At 40.3% G+C, this 16,825-nt stretch carries 11 protein-coding genes; 9 read left to right on the top strand and 2 right to left on the bottom strand.

Annotation, left to right across the window (positions count from 1 at the left end):
• Positions 1-192: 192 nt before the first annotated feature.
• Positions 193-1,293, bottom strand: a complete 1,101-nt coding sequence (gene dinB / locus DBR40_RS19925; protein WP_124561512.1) for a DNA polymerase IV — start codon at positions 1,291-1,293, stop codon at positions 193-195.
• 149 nt (positions 1,294-1,442) lie between these two features.
• Here dinB and DBR40_RS19930 point away from each other — a divergent pair, with 149 nt between their 5' ends.
• Positions 1,443-1,799 carry a DUF6717 family protein gene (locus tag DBR40_RS19930; protein ID WP_124561513.1) on the top strand — a complete coding sequence of 119 codons (357 nt, stop codon included), beginning with the start codon at positions 1,443-1,445 and terminating at the stop codon, positions 1,797-1,799.
• Between the two features lie 11 nt (positions 1,800-1,810).
• Here DBR40_RS19930 and DBR40_RS19935 read toward each other — a convergent pair whose 3' ends face one another.
• Positions 1,811-2,170 (bottom strand): PleD family two-component system response regulator, encoded by a 360-nt coding sequence (locus DBR40_RS19935; protein ID WP_124561514.1) that lies wholly within the window; start codon positions 2,168-2,170, stop codon positions 1,811-1,813.
• Positions 2,171-2,501: 331 nt separating this feature from the next.
• On the opposite strand from DBR40_RS19935, the gene DBR40_RS19940 reads away from it, so the two are divergent.
• The 8 genes from DBR40_RS19940 (at position 2,502) to DBR40_RS19975 (ending at position 16,722) form a co-directional block, all read left to right on the top strand.
• Entirely contained in the window at positions 2,502-3,515 is a 1,014-nt protein-coding gene (locus DBR40_RS19940; protein WP_124561515.1) for a LacI family DNA-binding transcriptional regulator, read from the top strand.
• 434 nt (positions 3,516-3,949) lie between these two features.
• On the top strand, positions 3,950-6,925 hold the full coding sequence (locus DBR40_RS19945; protein ID WP_124561516.1) for a SusC/RagA family TonB-linked outer membrane protein: 2,976 nt from the start codon (positions 3,950-3,952) through the stop codon (positions 6,923-6,925).
• Between the two features lie 13 nt (positions 6,926-6,938).
• Positions 6,939-8,528 (top strand): RagB/SusD family nutrient uptake outer membrane protein, encoded by a 1,590-nt coding sequence (locus tag DBR40_RS19950; protein ID WP_124561517.1) that lies wholly within the window; start codon positions 6,939-6,941, stop codon positions 8,526-8,528.
• A 19-nt stretch (positions 8,529-8,547) separates the two neighbouring features.
• Positions 8,548-9,552 carry a SusE domain-containing protein gene (locus DBR40_RS19955; protein ID WP_124561518.1) on the top strand — a complete coding sequence of 335 codons (1,005 nt, stop codon included), beginning with the start codon at positions 8,548-8,550 and terminating at the stop codon, positions 9,550-9,552.
• Between the two features lie 72 nt (positions 9,553-9,624).
• Complete coding sequence (locus tag DBR40_RS19960; protein WP_233603943.1) at positions 9,625-11,565, top strand: glycoside hydrolase family 13 protein; 1,941 nt, start codon at positions 9,625-9,627, stop codon at positions 11,563-11,565.
• A gap of 92 nt (positions 11,566-11,657) precedes the next feature.
• Positions 11,658-12,356, top strand: coding sequence for a beta-phosphoglucomutase (gene pgmB / locus DBR40_RS19965; RefSeq protein ID WP_124561519.1), 699 nt, complete (start codon positions 11,658-11,660; stop codon positions 12,354-12,356).
• A gap of 182 nt (positions 12,357-12,538) precedes the next feature.
• Complete coding sequence (locus DBR40_RS19970) at positions 12,539-14,857, top strand: glycoside hydrolase family 65 protein (protein WP_124561520.1); 2,319 nt, start codon at positions 12,539-12,541, stop codon at positions 14,855-14,857.
• The gene (locus tag DBR40_RS19975; RefSeq protein ID WP_233603944.1) at positions 14,854-16,722 is read left to right on the top strand and encodes an alpha-amylase family glycosyl hydrolase; all 1,869 of its coding nucleotides are present in this window, start codon (positions 14,854-14,856) and stop codon (positions 16,720-16,722) included. Before DBR40_RS19970 ends, DBR40_RS19975 begins: the two co-directional genes overlap by 4 nt.
• Positions 16,723-16,825: the final 103 nt, after the last annotated feature.

Raw genomic sequence — 16,825 nt, forward strand, 5'->3', positions numbered from 1 at the left:
CCTATCTTCCTACTCGATTAGCACTTTTGGCTTGTGCGCGTTTATTAACGCGTGCACTTTAGCTTCGCGACTCTGTCGCATTTTTAATTCGTTGCAAATGAATAGCTATTTCTATACAACCTGTAAAAACGAACTTGAACGAATACGCTTATATGCCCTTAAATGTCTCATATGGTAAATAACAGCAGTAGACTAAAATTCAAACTCCAGCTGGTTGCTTTCCGGCTTCTCAACCGATCCGTCCTCATAAAAGCGCGACAAAGTAATGCCGAGCAGCCTTACTTTTGATGCACCCAGCTCTGCTTCTTCAAGCAGCTTAACCGCTTCCTTATACATTACCTCTGCCTGGTAAATAGGTGTAGAAAACGACCTGCTACGTGTAATGAGCTTAAAATCGGCAAATTTTATTTTTAAGGTAACTGTTTTACCACTCAATTGGTATTTTTCCAAACGTTTGCTTACTGTTTCACTAATCTGTTTCAGCAAATCGTGCATTACAGCATCGTCGTTGGTATCTTCGGGGAGTGTATCTTCAGCACCAACTGATTTTGTTTCGCGGTGGGCTTGTACCGGCCGCTCATCTATTCCACGTACAATTTTATAATAAAACCTACCCGATTTACCGAACTGAGCAACCAGCTGCGATTCTGTTAAATTCTTTAAATCGGCTCCCGTGTTAAGCTGCATGGCTTTCATTTTGCCGGCGGTTACTTTACCCACACCAAAGAACTTTTCAACCGGAAGTTTTTCCATAAAAGCCTTAATCTTTGATGGGCCAATAAACGTTAAGCCATCTGGTTTGTTCATATCAGAAGCTACTTTGGCCACAAATTTATTAACAGATACCCCGGCTGAGGCTGTTAAGTTCAATTCGTTTTTAATGGCGTCTTTAATCGACTGGGCAATATCAATTGCCGATCCAATGCCCAATTTATCTTCGGTAACATCCAGATAAGCTTCATCAAGAGATAAGGGTTCTATAAGATCGGTGTAACGGCTAAATATTTCTCTGATGGCCTTTGAAACAGCAGAATAGGCATCGAAACGCGGATATACAAAAATAGCCGTAGGACATAGCTGGTAGGCTTTACTACACGACATGGCCGAACGGATCCCAAATTGGCGGGCTTCGTAACTTGCAGTAGCCACCACGCCACGACTATCGGGTTTACCGCCAACCACAATTGGTTTGCCCCGGTATTCCGGAAAATCGCGCTGCTCTACCGATGCATAAAAAGCATCCATATCAATGTGGATTATTTTCCTTAAAACCGTATTGTTTTCTTCCGACATGAATGGTTAAAACCTAACCCGCAGTAACTCCTAATGAAGGTTGCAAATTAAAAAAGCAAGCCAGAGTAGGGGGTAGCAGGGATTAATTTTGCTTAAATTTCGCTATTTTTTTTAGCATTATTGGATTAGATTTTTTTTCTTTACAAAAGATGGAAAGATCGATCCGCTTTTATAAAAATGCAAAACACGAATGGTATGCCGATATTCCAGAATGGGCCGGAGCTTCCGGCGACCTGCAAATGGTTGAGGGAGCCGATGATTTGCTAAACTGGATTGCTGCATCGGCAGGCGAATGTAAATTGCTCATGGCGGATCAGCATTTTGAGCAGGCCGAAATTTTAGAACTCGTTTACGTGCGCGATGAAAACCTGGGTGGCGGTGGCGATTATATACTGGAAACCTTTAAAGGCGAAGTTAAAAACCACAGGCTTTGGCTTTGCCATGTTACTGAATTTGTATTTAAACAATTGCCTGAGCGGATTTATTTTAAAGCGTTAGATCAGTAATGGCAAGACGCTTAGTTTAAAAGATGATCTACCTTATTGAGCAGAGAATCCATTTCGAAGGGTTTTTCCATAAAATCGTTGGCTCCGGCATCCATAGCCGATTGTCTGATATCCCTGCTGGCTGAAATCATCAGGATTGGGATTCCGCTGTATTTCGGATCATTTTTTAATTGTTTGCAGATATCCCTGCCGTCGTAACCACTCATCCAGATATCGAGCATAATTAAATCTGGCTTATTTTTTACCGCATCTATTACCGCCCCGCCGTCATAAGTATAATCAACATCATAGCCCATCACTTCCAAAATCATCGTCACAGCGTCAACAATGCCTTCGTCATCGTCTGCAATGAGTATTTTCTTATTTCCCATTTTGTAGTTTTATTTCCATTCAGTCTTCTTTACATTTTGTAAAAGCAAACATGATCATTAACCTTTAACTATTAATACATTAAATATGCTTTTTGTTTTAAAAAAGTAAATATTTATTTGCTAGTTCAGGGCCTTAAAAATGATATAATTTATTGGGAAAACAATTAAAAATCACGGGTAATTTAACTCGGTTTTCCTTTGTTTGGTTATGTGTTCTTAATTTTTTTTAGCCCTACTAAACAGATAATTTGCAGTGCTTATAAATTATTTAGGATTTTTATGCTTTATATTTACAGCATTAATTCAGGTTAATTGAATTTAATCGCCAAAAATGGATAGTATTAATATTAAGAAATTAGCGAAGGCTTTAAATTTATCTACTTCAACAATTTCGAGGGCTTTCAGGGATAATAGCGATATTAACGTGGCTACCAAAGAGCGCATACTAGCCAAAGCAAAAGAATTAAACTATCAGCCCAACCACTACGCCAGCAATCTGCGCGAGCAAAAAAGTAAAACCATTGCAGTTATTGTGCCCGAACTGGCCAATAACTATTTCTCGCAGGCTATACACGGCATAGAACGGGTAGCACGCGAAAACGGTTACCATATCCTCATTTACGTAACCGACGATGATTACAAAAAAGAGGTTACTTTTATCCGCCACCTGCACAATGGCAGGGCCGATGGTATTATCATGTCTGTATCTGGCGAAGCCAACGACCACAATTACCTGAATAAATTTGGGGCAAAACGGCTACCTCTGGTATTTTTCGATAGGATTTACGAAGATATTGATACCCCCCGCGTAATTACAAATGATTATGACAGCAGTTTTCTGGCTACCGAACACCTGATAGAACAAGGCTGCAAGCGTATTGCCTATCTGGTGGTAAATAAAAGTTTATCTATTGGTAAAACCCGTATGCAAGGCTATATTGATGCGCTTGCTAAATACCAGGTTCCGTTTGATGAGCACTTGATTGTAGATTGCAGTAACAGTTACGAAGAAAACAGCATCATCATTAAAGATGCATTAACCGGATTAAAACCCGACGGGGTTTTTACTTCTGTAGAACGTTTGGCTTTTGCTACCTACTACGCATGTTACGATTTAAAGATCGATATCCCGACTGATTTAAAGGTGATCAGTTTCTCCAGTTTGGAGATTGCACCCTTACTCAACCCGTCACTTACAACCATAACCCAGCCGGCCACCGAAATAGGGGAAGAGGCGGCCCGGTTGCTGTTCTCTATTTTGGATGATAACGCCAATAAAAACACTGCAAATGAGGTGGTTTTGACCTCTAAAATCATCAAAAGAAATTCGACTTCAACAGGCTAAAAAACGGCCTGAAAATCCGTTCTTTTTTTAGCTCAAAAATTTCAAAAAAAAATCGACACTTAGTGTAAAATACGCAGAATTTCGACTTGTTTTCGGGAACGTTCCCGAAAATTGACCCGAAAATGATTCTGATTTTTCGGGAACGTTCCCGAAAAATCGGTTAAAAGTGGCTTAGTGTAAAAAATACACTTTATTTTTAAATTTAACATTTATAATTAATTGATAATTAGATAATTAATGAATTAACAATAATTTAACGTTGAATTTAGTTATGTCGAAAAATGAATTTTTTAGCCAGAAATTTCGGGCCAAAAAATGGTGCCAAATATATTTTTTAAATAAATTTTGAAATGTCATTATGTGCTGTAAATTAGGCCTATGTGTAAATCACTATAATATTTAACCAAATTTTTATACTTAAACGAGCTTCAAATATGAGAGTATTTTACCTGTTAAAACAGGGGCTTTTGGTGCTGTTAGTTTTTTCAGCATTAATGGTAAAAGCACAAACCGGATCGGTATCTGGTAAAGTGCTTGATGAAACCGGCTTACCATTACCTGGTGCTTCCGTAATTGTTAAAGGAACAACCAGAAGTACATCGACTGATGCGAATGGTGTTTTTAAACTGGCAGGATTATCAAACGGTTCTATAACCGTATCTGCAAGTTTTATCGGTTATCAAACCCTCGATAAAACGGTGAGCGTTTCGGCAAACGCTACTGTTAATTTCCAATTGGTACCCGATGCACAAAAACTCAACGAAGTTGTGGTAATTGGTTACGGTACTGCCGAGAAGAAAAACCTAACGGGATCTATCACTACTGTAAATGCCAAGGATTTTCAAAAAGGTACCATTACAACACCCGAGCAGCTTATCCAGGGTAAAGTAGCAGGGGTTAACATCGTTTCCAACAGCGGTCAGCCAGGTGTGGGAAGTACCATCCGTATCCGTGGTGGTGCATCGCTTAATGCCAGCAACGATCCTTTGGTGGTAATTGATGGGGTACCTTTCAGCGGAAACTCAATTGGCAATGCACCAAGTCCGCTATCATTGGTTAACCCGAACGATATCGAAACCTTTACCGTTTTAAAAGATGCGAATGCAACAGCCATTTATGGCTCGAGGGCATCGAACGGGGTAATTTTAATTACCACTAAAAAAGGTGCTTCAGGCGCTCCGGTAATCAATTTCAGTACGAATAACTCTATTGCAACTGTTGCTAAAAAGGTAGATATTTTATCTTCTGAACAAATCCGCAGTTTTGTAAATGCCAATCCAAATGCTTCGTATGATGATGGTAAGAAATTTACCGCCTTACTTGGTGGCGCTAATACCGACTGGCAGGACGAAATCTATCAGAATGCTTTCTCAACCGATAACAGCTTAAGTATTGCCGGTTCATTTAAAGGCGTGCCTTACCGTGTTTCGGCAGGTTATTTAGATCAACAGGGACTTTTACTTACCGATCATTTTTCGCGTGGTACAGGTGCAATCAGTATTTCACCAAAATTATTTCAGGATCACCTGAAAATTGATTTGAACCTGAAAGGAGCTTTAACAGATTCGCATTTTGCCAATTCTGGCGCTGTAGGTTCTGCTATTCAATTCGATCCAACCCAATCGGTTACCGCCAGCAACAAATTTGGTAATTATTTCGAATGGTTAAGAAGCGATGGTTCGGTAAACCCGAATGCACCACGTAACCCGGTAGCCCTGATTAGGCTTAACGATAACAATGGTAAAGCCGAAAGAAGTTTTGGAAATGCACGTTTCGATTACTCTTTTCACTTTTTACCTGAATTGCACGCTAATTTAAATTTAGGTTACGATGTATCTAAAGGTCACGGGGCTGTGCATGTTCCTATTTTTGCGGCTCAAAGTGTAGCCACACAAGGTTCCTACACGCATTCTTTAAATACTGAAACCAATAAGCTTTCTGAGTTTTACCTAAACTATGCACATACGGCGGCAAGTATTAAAAGCCGTTTCGATGTAACAGCAGGTTACGGTTATTACGATAACTCAAAAACAGGTTACAATTTTACCTCGTACAAAGGAACAGGTGAGGTGCAGGTAGTACCAGTTTTCCCTTTCTCTACTGATCGCGATAAATTGCTTTCATACTACGGAAGGTTCATTTATACTTTGGCCGATAAATATATTTTATCTGGTACTTTAAGGGCCGATGCTTCTTCTAAATTCTCGGAGAAAAACCGTTGGGGTTATTTCCCTTCAGCTGCCTTTACCTGGAGAATTTCGAACGAAAATTTCCTTAAAAACAGCGAATCGGTTTCTGACCTGAAATTGCGTTTAAGCTACGGTCAAACGGGTAATAAAGATGGTATTGGTTATTACGATTACCTATCTAAATATTATGCCAACAGCAACACCGGTCAGTATCAGATTGGTAATACTTTCTATAATTATTACACACCGGCTGCTTACGATCCGGATTTGAAATGGGAAACCACTACAACTTACAACGCAGGTTTGGATTACGGTTTTATGAAAGGCCGTTTATATGGAAGTATTGATGTGTACTACAAAAAAACTTCCGATTTGTTAAGTAAAATCAACATTCCGGTGGGTACCAACTTCAATAACGAATTAACCACCAATGTGGGTAATATGGATGTAAGGGGTGCTGAGGCCAGCTTAAATTTCGCTGCCATTAAAACCGAAAACACCAGCTGGGATCTAGGCGTAAACGTTGCATACAACAAAAGAAAGGTAACCAATCTAACACTTAATCCCGATCCGGCTTCGAAAGTTGGTGCTGGCGATATTACTGGCGGTACTGGTGTAACCTTAAAATACAATGCGGTTAATCAGATTCCAGGATCATTTTATGTGTATAAACAGGTTTATAATGCCGATGGCAAACCATTGGAAGGTGTATATGAAGATTTGAATAAAGATGGCGTAATCAATACCAGCGATCAGTATTTCTATAAATCACCAGATCCGAGTATTACTCTTGGCTTTAATACTTCTTTTTCTTACAAAAAATGGAGCTTTACCACATCACTTAGGGCCAATTTCGGCAACTATGTGTACGATAACGTTTCATCAAACTTTGGAATCAGATCAAATATCTTAAGTCCGTCGGGGGTAATCAACAATGCATCAACCGATTTCTTGTCTACCAATTTCCAGAACAACCAATTCCTGAGCGATTATTATGTTAAAAACGCTTCGTTCCTGAAAATGGATAATGCAGGTATTTCTTATAATGCCGGAAAATTATCTAAAAACGGAACTGCTTCGTTAAGGATTTCGGCAAACTGCCAGAACGTTTTTACGGTAACGAACTACAATGGAATTGATCCTGAGCTAAGTAGCGGTATCGATTACAACCTGTATCCACGTCCGCGTACATATACCTTAGGTTTTAATGTTGGTTTTTAATAAAGAGATAGAGATGAAAAATTCATTTAGAACGATATTGGCATCAGGTATTTTATTGTTGTCATTAAATTCATGCAAAAAAGGTGACCTGAACGTTTTGCCTACCAACGATGTTACTTCGGCAACCGTTTATGCTACTCCGGCAGGTTATAAACAAGGTTTGGTTAAACTGTATGCTACTTATGCATTAACCAGTTCTACCGGATCGGATAATAGTGATATTGGTGGATTAAACTCTGGTTTCGCAGATTTTTTACGCTTATTCTGGACCTCGCAGGAGCTGGTTACCGATGAGGCCATTTGTGCCTGGGGCGATACTGGTATTCCTGAACTGGATTATGGAACGCCAAGTGTAGATAACCAGTTTTTAAGAGGTTTATATTCGAGAAGCATTTTACAGATTACAGTTTGTAACGAATTCCTTCGCGAAAGTACGCCAGAAAAACTGGCCTCGCGCAATATTACAGGTGCTGATGCTACTGCTATTGCAAAGTACCGCGCTGAAGCCCGTTTTTTACGCGCATACCAATACTGGGTATTGTTAGATGCTTTTGGTAACCCACCTTTCGTTACCGAAAACGACGAGATTGGTAAAGTGGCTCCAAAACAAATTCAGAGAGCTGCATTGTTTTCTTATGTAGAATCAGAACTTAAAGCAATTGAAGGCGATTTAGCTGAACCACGTACCAATGAATATGGTCGTGCAGATAAAGGTGCCGACTGGGCTTTATTGGCGAGGTTATACCTAAACGCACAAGTGTATACCGGTACAGCTAAATATACTGAAGCCATTACTTATTCTAGTAAAGTAATTGCAGCTAACTATAGCTTAAAAGCTAATTATATGGATCTTTTCAAAGCTGATAATAATATCAACAACACCGAAAACATCCTGACAATTAATTATGACGGCGTAAATGGTACCAATTATGGTGGTACTACTTTCATCATCAACGCCGGTATTAATGCCGATATGGGTACTGCCTCTTACGGTGTGCCAAATGGTGGCTGGGGAGGAAACAGAACCCGTCAAAACCTGCCTGCGTTATTTCCTGATGCAAATGGAAATGCCGATAAACGGGGTACTTTTTTCGGTGCTAAAAGCACAGTTGATGAAATTGGTGTATTTACCGATGGATTGCGTGTAACCAAGTTTAAAAACATTATAGGTACCAATACTATTCCTGCATCATTAAACGGAACTTTCAGCTCGCTTGATTTTGCTTTGTTCCGTTTGGCAGAGCAATATTTAATTTATGGTGAAGCAGTAGCACGCGGTGGTTCTGGTGGTACAGTTGGTCAGGCATTAACTTATGTAAATGCACTACGCCAACGTGCTTACGGTAATGCAAATGGTAATGTTACTACAGCGGCTTTAACGGTCGATTTTTACCTGGATGAGCGTGGTCGCGAGTTGTATTGGGAAGGTCACCGCCGTACAGATTTGGTACGTTACGGAAAATTTACCGGTTCTACTTACTTATGGCCATTTAAAGGTGGTGTTAAAGCCGGAACATCCATTCCAGCTCACCGCAACATTTACCCGATTCCGGCAGCAGATTTAATTGCCAACCCGAATCTGGTTCAAAACACAGGTTATTAATCTTAATATTTAATAAGATATGAAATCAATATTTTTCAAAACCTTAGCCTTTTGCTTCATCGCCTTATCGCTTTGGTCGTGCAAAAAAGACGAAACCCAAACGGTTTCAGTGGTTGGAACGGCAGGAACGCTTACTGCATCAACTACTACATTAAATTTAGTACAAGCCAGCGGGGCACAGGTAGCGTTAACACTAAGCTATCCTTTGGCTACATCAACAGGCTATGTGGTACCTGTAAACACCACCTTGCAGTTTGCTTTAAAGGGTACCGACTTTGCTGCCCCGAAAGAGATTGTGGTTACCGCTAAAACCTATGCACCAACGGTAACCGAAATCAATAACATGATTTTAGCTTTAGGAGGAAAAATTGGAGTGGCTGCCCAGGTTGAAGTGCGTTTAAAATCGGGCGCAGCAGTAAACGATTTAACCTATTCGAATATCATTACCTTAAGTGCAACGCCTTATTTGGCCTCAGCCTGGATTTATGTTCCTGGTAACTATCAGGGCTGGAACCCGGCAACTGCCGATAGTCTGGTTTCACTAAGCAGTAATGGAACGTACGTGGGTATCATCAAGTTTGATGGTGGTAATTTTAAAATCACTCCCGAAAAGAAATGGGATGTAGCTTATGGCGATGCAGGTGGCGGAGCAATTAGCACTTCGGGTGGAGATATCGCTTCAGGTGTTGCCGGCTTAAAACAAGTAACGGTAAACATGACAGCCAAAACCATTAAAATAGAGGATGCTAAAGTTTGGGCAATTATTGGCGATGCAACTCCCGGCAAATGGGATACCGATACCGACATGAAATTTATCAATGATGGTAAAGGAACCTGGAAAGTAACAACAAACCTCACTGTTGGTTCAATTAAATTCCGACAAGATCACAAATGGGATGTTAACCTTGGTGGCAGTGGTGGCAATCTAACTGCTGGTGGCGCTGATATAGCAGTAGCTACTGCTGGTAATTATACCATTACGCTGGATGTAGCAGGGAATAAATATACCCTCGTTAAAAATTAATCATTAACTAAAATCGCCCTGTGAGGATCATTTGATCTTTGCAGGGTTTTTAAACCTTTTCAAAGTTTAAGCATGATCAGATTTCTTACCTCAGCTATTTTTCCTTCCGTTCTTTCTTTAAAAAATAATGCTCAAACTAAAATCCATGCCTGTACAAATGGTATGCGATTAACAAAAGTATTCCTTACCCTGGTTACGCTGTTAAGCAGTGTTAACCTATTTGCCCAAAAATTAGAACGTATCGAACCGATGTTCTGGTTTAGCGGTATGCAAAACCCGAAATTGCAATTGCTGGTACATGGCAATCAAATTGCCAATGCAACTGTTACCTTAAATTACCCTGGCGTTAAACTGGTTAAAATTAATAAGGTCGAAAACCCAAATTATCTTTTCCTCGATTTAAGCCTCTCATCAACCGTAAAGGCGGGAACGTTTCCAATCAATTTTCTGATAAACGGCAAAAAAATATTCAGTTACAGCTATGAATTAAAAAACCGCGATAAAAGCGCTGGCCGGATTCAGGGTATAACGCAAAAAGATTTCATTTACCTGTTAATGCCCGATCGTTTTGCCAATGGCGATAAAACCAACGATGTGGTTAAGGGTTTAAAGGAAACAGCTTTAAGCCGCGATAGTATGTACTACCGTCACGGTGGCGATATACAAGGGGTAATAAACCACCTCGATTACCTTAAAGATTTAGGCGTAACCACCGTTTGGATGACTCCGGAGGTAGAAAATGATATGGCACAAGCCTCTTATCATGGTTATGCCGTAACCGATCACTATAAAATCGACCCCCGCTATGGCACCAATGCACTCTACAAACAATATGTAGAACTGGCCCATACCAAGGGGGTGAAAGTGATTAAAGATATTGTACACAACCACATTGGTACCCAGCATTGGTTTTATAAAGATTTACCAATGAAAAGCTGGTTAAACCAATGGCCAAAATATACGCAAACCAGTTACCGCGATCAAACGGTAATGGATACACATGCCGCTACTGCCGACCGTAAACAAATGTTGAATGGCTGGTTTGTACCTTCTATGCCCGATTTAAACGAGCAGAACCCTTACGTGCAAAATTATTTAACTCAAAATCACATCTGGTGGATCGAATATGCCGGAATCGACGGCCTGCGTTTGGATACTTATCCTTATAACGACCCTGTTTATATGGCCGATTGGGCAGTTAAAATTAAAGCCGAATTCCCCAGACTGTCAATTTTTGGCGAAACCTTTGTAAACGGAGTGGCCAATCAGGCCTTTTTCACCCAGGGCAATACGGTAAACCGAGGTTTCGATACGCATTTACCAGGTATTACCGATATGGCAGTTAAAGATGCCATTTACGAAGCTTTGAATGGTAAAAATGGCTGGACAGATGGCATAAACCGTTTATACGATGTAGTTGCACACGATTTTTTATATCAGGATCCAACCCGGAACTGTATTGCACTCGATAACCACGACATGAGCCGTTTTTACTCGGTAGTAAACGAAGATTTCGATAAGTATAAAATGGGAATGGCCATATTATTAACCATGCGCGGCATTCCGCAAATGTATTATGGTACCGAAATTCTGATGAAAAACTTCTCCAATCCAGATGGTCTGGTACGTGCCGATTTTCCGGGTGGATGGGAAGGCGATAAGAAAGACAAATTCCTAGCCGATGGTCGTACAGGGAAAGAAAGCGAAGCCTTTAATTTTGTTAAAACCCTGGCCAATTTCCGAAAAAACAGTACTGCCCTGCATAGTGGAAAGCTAATGCAGTTTGTGCCACAGGATGATGTTTATGTTTATTTCCGGTACACAGCCAATGTAAAAGGTACGGTAATGGTAATTGTAAACAATACTGAAAAAGAGAAAAACTTAAACACCGAAAGGTTTGTTGAACGCACAGCCGGAATTACAGCAGCCAGAAATGTGCTTACCAACGAAACTATAGTTTTTAAAGAAATTAAAGTATCGGCCAAAACAACTTTGGTACTGGAGCTAAATTAAAAAAGCTAAAAGTAGAAAGACTAAAGCGGAAAGTAAAACCAGGTATTCTATCTCGATACTCGCTATATGATACTTGATAAAAATATAACAAAATGCAAGATACAAATCATACCCAACCTTCCACCTTTAACCTTTCGCCCTCAGCCTCCATTAAGGCCTGTCTTTTCGATTTAGATGGTGTACTGGTTGATACAGCTGTTTACCACTATAAAGCCTGGAAACGTTTGGCCAATACCATGGGCTTCGATTTTACCGAAGAGCAGAATGAGCAATTGAAAGGGGTAAGCCGGGTAGAAAGTTTAAACAAGATTTTGGCCTGGGGAGGTGTAGATAAAACCGATACCGAAAAAGAAGAACTGGCTACCTTAAAAAATAGCTGGTATGTAGATATGATTGCCAAAATGACACCTGCAGAGGTTTTGCCGGGCACAGTCGATTTTCTTACAACGATACATCAGGCGGGTTATAAACTGGCACTGGGTTCGGCAAGTAAAAACTCGGCAATCATTTTAGAACGTACCCAACTTGCGCATTTTTTCGATGAAATTGTAGATGGCAATAGGGTTACCAAATCAAAACCCGATCCCGAAGTTTTTTTAAAAGGCGCAGAACTCTTGGGCTTTAAGCCAGAAGAATGTGTGGTTTTTGAAGATGCCGTTGCAGGGGTAGAAGCAGCCAAAAGAGGTGGGATGAAAGCCATTGGAATTGGTGAAAAAAGCGTGCTTACCAAAGCCGACAAGGTAGTAAGCGGATTGGATAAATTAACAGTTAAAGATTTAGAGGAGTTGTAAAGGCGTAGCAAGTATCAGTTAAGTAATAAATATTAGGCTGGATTTTGAGGCGATATTTTAGCTAATCTTGATACTCATTACTTGATACTCATAATACTAATTACCCGACACTCCCTTTAAATAATATAAAATAAAGTTTGGTCACGTCTTACAGCTGGATACAAACTACTTGATACTAGAAAATGAAAAATTACATTAAAGCAGATGAGTGGAACATTATCGAAGAAGGCTTTGATCCACATTTAAATAAAATTTCGGAAAGTATTTTCAGTTTGGGTAACGGCCGGATGGGGCAGCGAGCCAATTTTGAGGAAACTTACACCGGCGAAACCCTATTGGGTAATTATGTAGCAGGCGTTTATTATCCAGATAAAACACGTGTGGGTTGGTGGAAAAACGGTTATCCTGAATATTTTGCTAAAGTTTTAAATGCAGCAAACTGGGTTGGTATCGAAGTTAAAATAGACGAAGAAGTGCTCGATCTGGCTACTGCAGAAGTAAGTGATTTTAAACGTGTATTAAATATGCACGAAGGATACCTGGAACGTACTTTCACCGCGAAATTAAAAAGTCGTAAAACAGTTAAAGTTAAATCTACCCGCTTTTGCAGCATTGCCGATGATGAAGTAGGTGCCATCCGTTACAGCATTACACCTTTAAATTTCGATGGAACCTTAACATTAACCCCGTTTATTGATGGTGATGTTAAAAACCAGGATAGCAATTACGATGAAAAATTCTGGGATCAGGTAACTGACGAAATTTCGGGTGCTGAAGCTTACATTCAGTTAAGTACCAAGAAAACCCAATTTGAAGTTTGTACCGGAAGCCACATTCAGGTTTACCAAAACGGCCAGCAATTAAATATTGGTGCCACTGATGTACGCAAAGAAAAATTTGTGGGTCAAACATTTTCTGTAGCTGTAAACGCAAATGAAGAAGTAACACTAATTAAAATCGCGGCTAATTTATCTTCCGAAAATTACCCTAAAACAACTCTTTTAAAAGAAACCAAAGCAGTTATTGCCAAAGCCACAGCTAAAGGCTTCGACACCTTATTGCAAGAGCAAGCAACGGCCTGGGCAAGCAAATGGGAAGAAAGTGATATCGTTATTGAGGGCGATGTTTCTGCACAACAGGCTATCCGTTTTAATATTTTTCAGCTGTTTCAAACCTACACTGGTAAAGATGATCGCCTGAATATTGGCCCGAAAGGATTTACCGGCGAGAAATACGGAGGTTCTACCTACTGGGATACTGAAGCTTATTGTGTGCCTTTTTACTTGGCCACTGCTCCGCAGGAAGTAAGCAAAAACCTGCTGGTTTACCGCCACAAACAATTGGGTAAAGCTATTGAAAATGCAGCTAAGCTAGGTTTTAAAGATGGAGCAGCGCTGTATCCGATGGTAACTATGAACGGCGAAGAATGTCACAACGAATGGGAAATTACTTTCGAAGAAATTCACCGCAACGGTGCCATTGCCTTTGCCATTTACAATTATATCCGTTACACCGGCGACGAAAGTTACCTGTCTGATTACGGTTTGGAAGTACTCATCGGCATTGCCCGTTTTTGGAAACAACGTGTTAACTGGAGTAACGAAAAACAGCAATACGTAATGCTTGGCGTAACCGGACCTAACGAATACGAAAACAACGTAAACAACAACTGGTACACCAATTTGCTGGCTACCTGGTGCATGAAATATGCGACTGAAGCTGCTAAAACCGTAAAACAACAACAACCAGAAAAATACAACAGCCTGATTAAAAGCTTAAAATTCGATCAGAAAGAATTTGCAGATTGGGCCGATATCATCGAAAAGATGTATTATCCTGAAGATAAGGAACAGGGCATTTTCTTACAGCAGGATGGTTATCTGGATAAAGAGCAGATCCTGGTTAAAGATTTGCCAGCAAGCGAAAGGCCGATTAATCAGAAATGGAGCTGGGACCGCATATTACGTTCATGCTTTATCAAACAGGCTGATGTTTTGCAAGGTTTATATTTCTTTGAAGAAGATTACGATCTGGATACCTTGAAACGTAATTTCGATTTTTACGAACCGCGTACCGTTCATGAAAGCTCTTTATCACCTTGTGTGCATAGTATTTTAGCAGCAAAATTGAATGATGAGGCCCGTGCTTACGAATTTTATCTGCGTACCGCACGTTTAGATCTCGACGATTATAATAACGATACCGAAGATGGTTTGCATATTACCTCGATGGCAGGTACCTGGATGAGCGTGGTAGAAGGCTTTGCAGGCATGCGCGTGCGTAACGGCAAACTACAATTTAACCCTTTCTTGCCGGGCAAATGGAAATCGTTTTCGTTTACCATTGGTTTCAGGGGAGCTACCTTAAAAATCAATATCACCGAAAATGGTATCAGCATAAAAAATAATACCGCTGTAGGTTTAGAAATCGGAATCAGAAATCAGGTTTATAAATTGGAAGGAAATGCCGAAATTGAAGTAAATAACGCCGAGTTGGTATGATAAAGGTAGAGGGTTTAAAGATTGAAGGTAGAAGGGAAGCCCCGCAATCTTCAATTAACAAGAAAAATTTTCAAATATCACTCTTGTCTCCCTTTGGAAGGGGCAGGGGGAGGATGTTAACCCTTTTCTCTATCTTTATAATACTCGCTACCCAATCCTTTGCACAAAAACAGCACGGAAAAATGAACGATAAACAAATCGTTATCTATCAGTTACTGCCCCGTTTATTCGGGAATAAAAACACAGCCAATATTCCTTACGGTACCATCCAACAAAATGGTTCGGGTAAGTTTAACGATATAACCGATAAAGCTTTAGATGGCATTAAAGAGCTCCACGTAAATTATGTTTGGTACACTGGGGCCATTGCCCACGCCAGTTTAACCGATTATTCTGCTTATGGAATAAAGGTAGATGACGCCGATGTGGTGAAAGGAAGGGCCGGTTCGCCTTATGCCATCCGTGATTATTATGATGTAGATCCCGATTTAGCTGTTGATGTTAAAAACCGGATGAAGGAGTTCGAAGCACTGGTAAAAAGAACACATGCTAAAAACCTGAAAGTGATTATCGATTTCGTGCCCAATCATGTTGCGCGGAGCTACCATTCGTATGCCAAACCCAAAAATGTAGTGGATTTTGGTGCGCAGGATGATGTAACCAAAGGTTTTAGCCCTAAAAATGATTTTTATTACATCCCCCGTCAAAAATTTCAGGTACCTCAATATGAACCTAAACAAACGTCCGTTGCGGTTTTACAAGACGGAACATTTGATGAAAATCCGGCAAAGGCCACAGGGAATAATGTATTTGCGGCGCAACCTAAATACGATGACTGGTTCGAAACCATCAAGTTAAATTATGGTGTAGATTACCAGAATGGAGAGAAAACCTATTTTGATCCTATCCCACCGGTTTGGTTAAAAATGCGTGATATTTTAATTTATTGGACCAATAAAGGAGTTGATGGTTTCCGTTGCGATATGGTAGAAATGGTGCCCATTGCCTTTTGGAACTGGGTAATCCCGCAGGTTAAAAAAACAAAACCGGATTTAATTTTTCTGGGTGAAGCTTATAATCCACAAGTTTATAAACAATATTTAGACGAGGGTAAATTCGATTATTTGTACGATAAAGTTGGTTTGTATGATGGCTTAAAAAGGTTGATCAGGAACGAATCAAACGCTGATGTAAAAGATATAGGTAGGGTTTGGCAGAAAGAAAGTGCCGGGTTTGGCGATCGCATGTTACGCTTTTTAGAAAACCACGACGAAGAGCGTATTGCTTCTGCAGGCTTTGCAGGCAAGGCCGAATTGGCGCTCCCTGCTATGGTTATTTCGGCAACTTTAGGCGCAGGCCCTGTAATGCTTTATTTCGGTCAGGAAGTTGGCGAACCCGGAAAAGGCGAGGAGGGTTTTGGCGGCGACGATAACCGCACTACAATTTTTGATTATTGGGGTGTTCCAAATCAACAGCAATGGATGAACGGAGGTTTTTTCGATGGCGGCAAATTAACTGCTGATCAAAAAAAGCTAAGGGCCTATTATCAACAACTTTTAAAGGTAAGCACAAGTAGCGATGCTGTTTTACATGGCGAAATTTATGAGGTTCCGGTTAGTGGCAATATGAACAATCGCATGTATGCATTTATCCGTTACTCAGGCAAGCAGCGGCTGTTAGTGGTAGCCAATTTTGATCGAAGCCAAACTTTAACGGCCAGCATCGAAATACCCGATCACATTTTAAAAGTAAAATCTTCATCTCCGGTTACGGATTTGCTGAGTGATAAAAAATTAAATATTCCGGTAGGAACGGCTATACCAGTAACATTGGCGCCTATAAGCGCACAGGTAATAGAATTTTAACAATATTAACCACAGCGTACACAAAGAAAAAGCACAGACAAAACAGAGCAGATTTAATACTCAGTGTTTTCTGTGTAAAACTTAGTGCCCTCTGTGGTAAAAC

Origin of the sequence: Pedobacter sp. KBW01 (genome assembly GCF_003852395.1) — a bacterium.
Classification (GTDB): Bacteria; Bacteroidota; Bacteroidia; order Sphingobacteriales; family Sphingobacteriaceae; genus Pedobacter.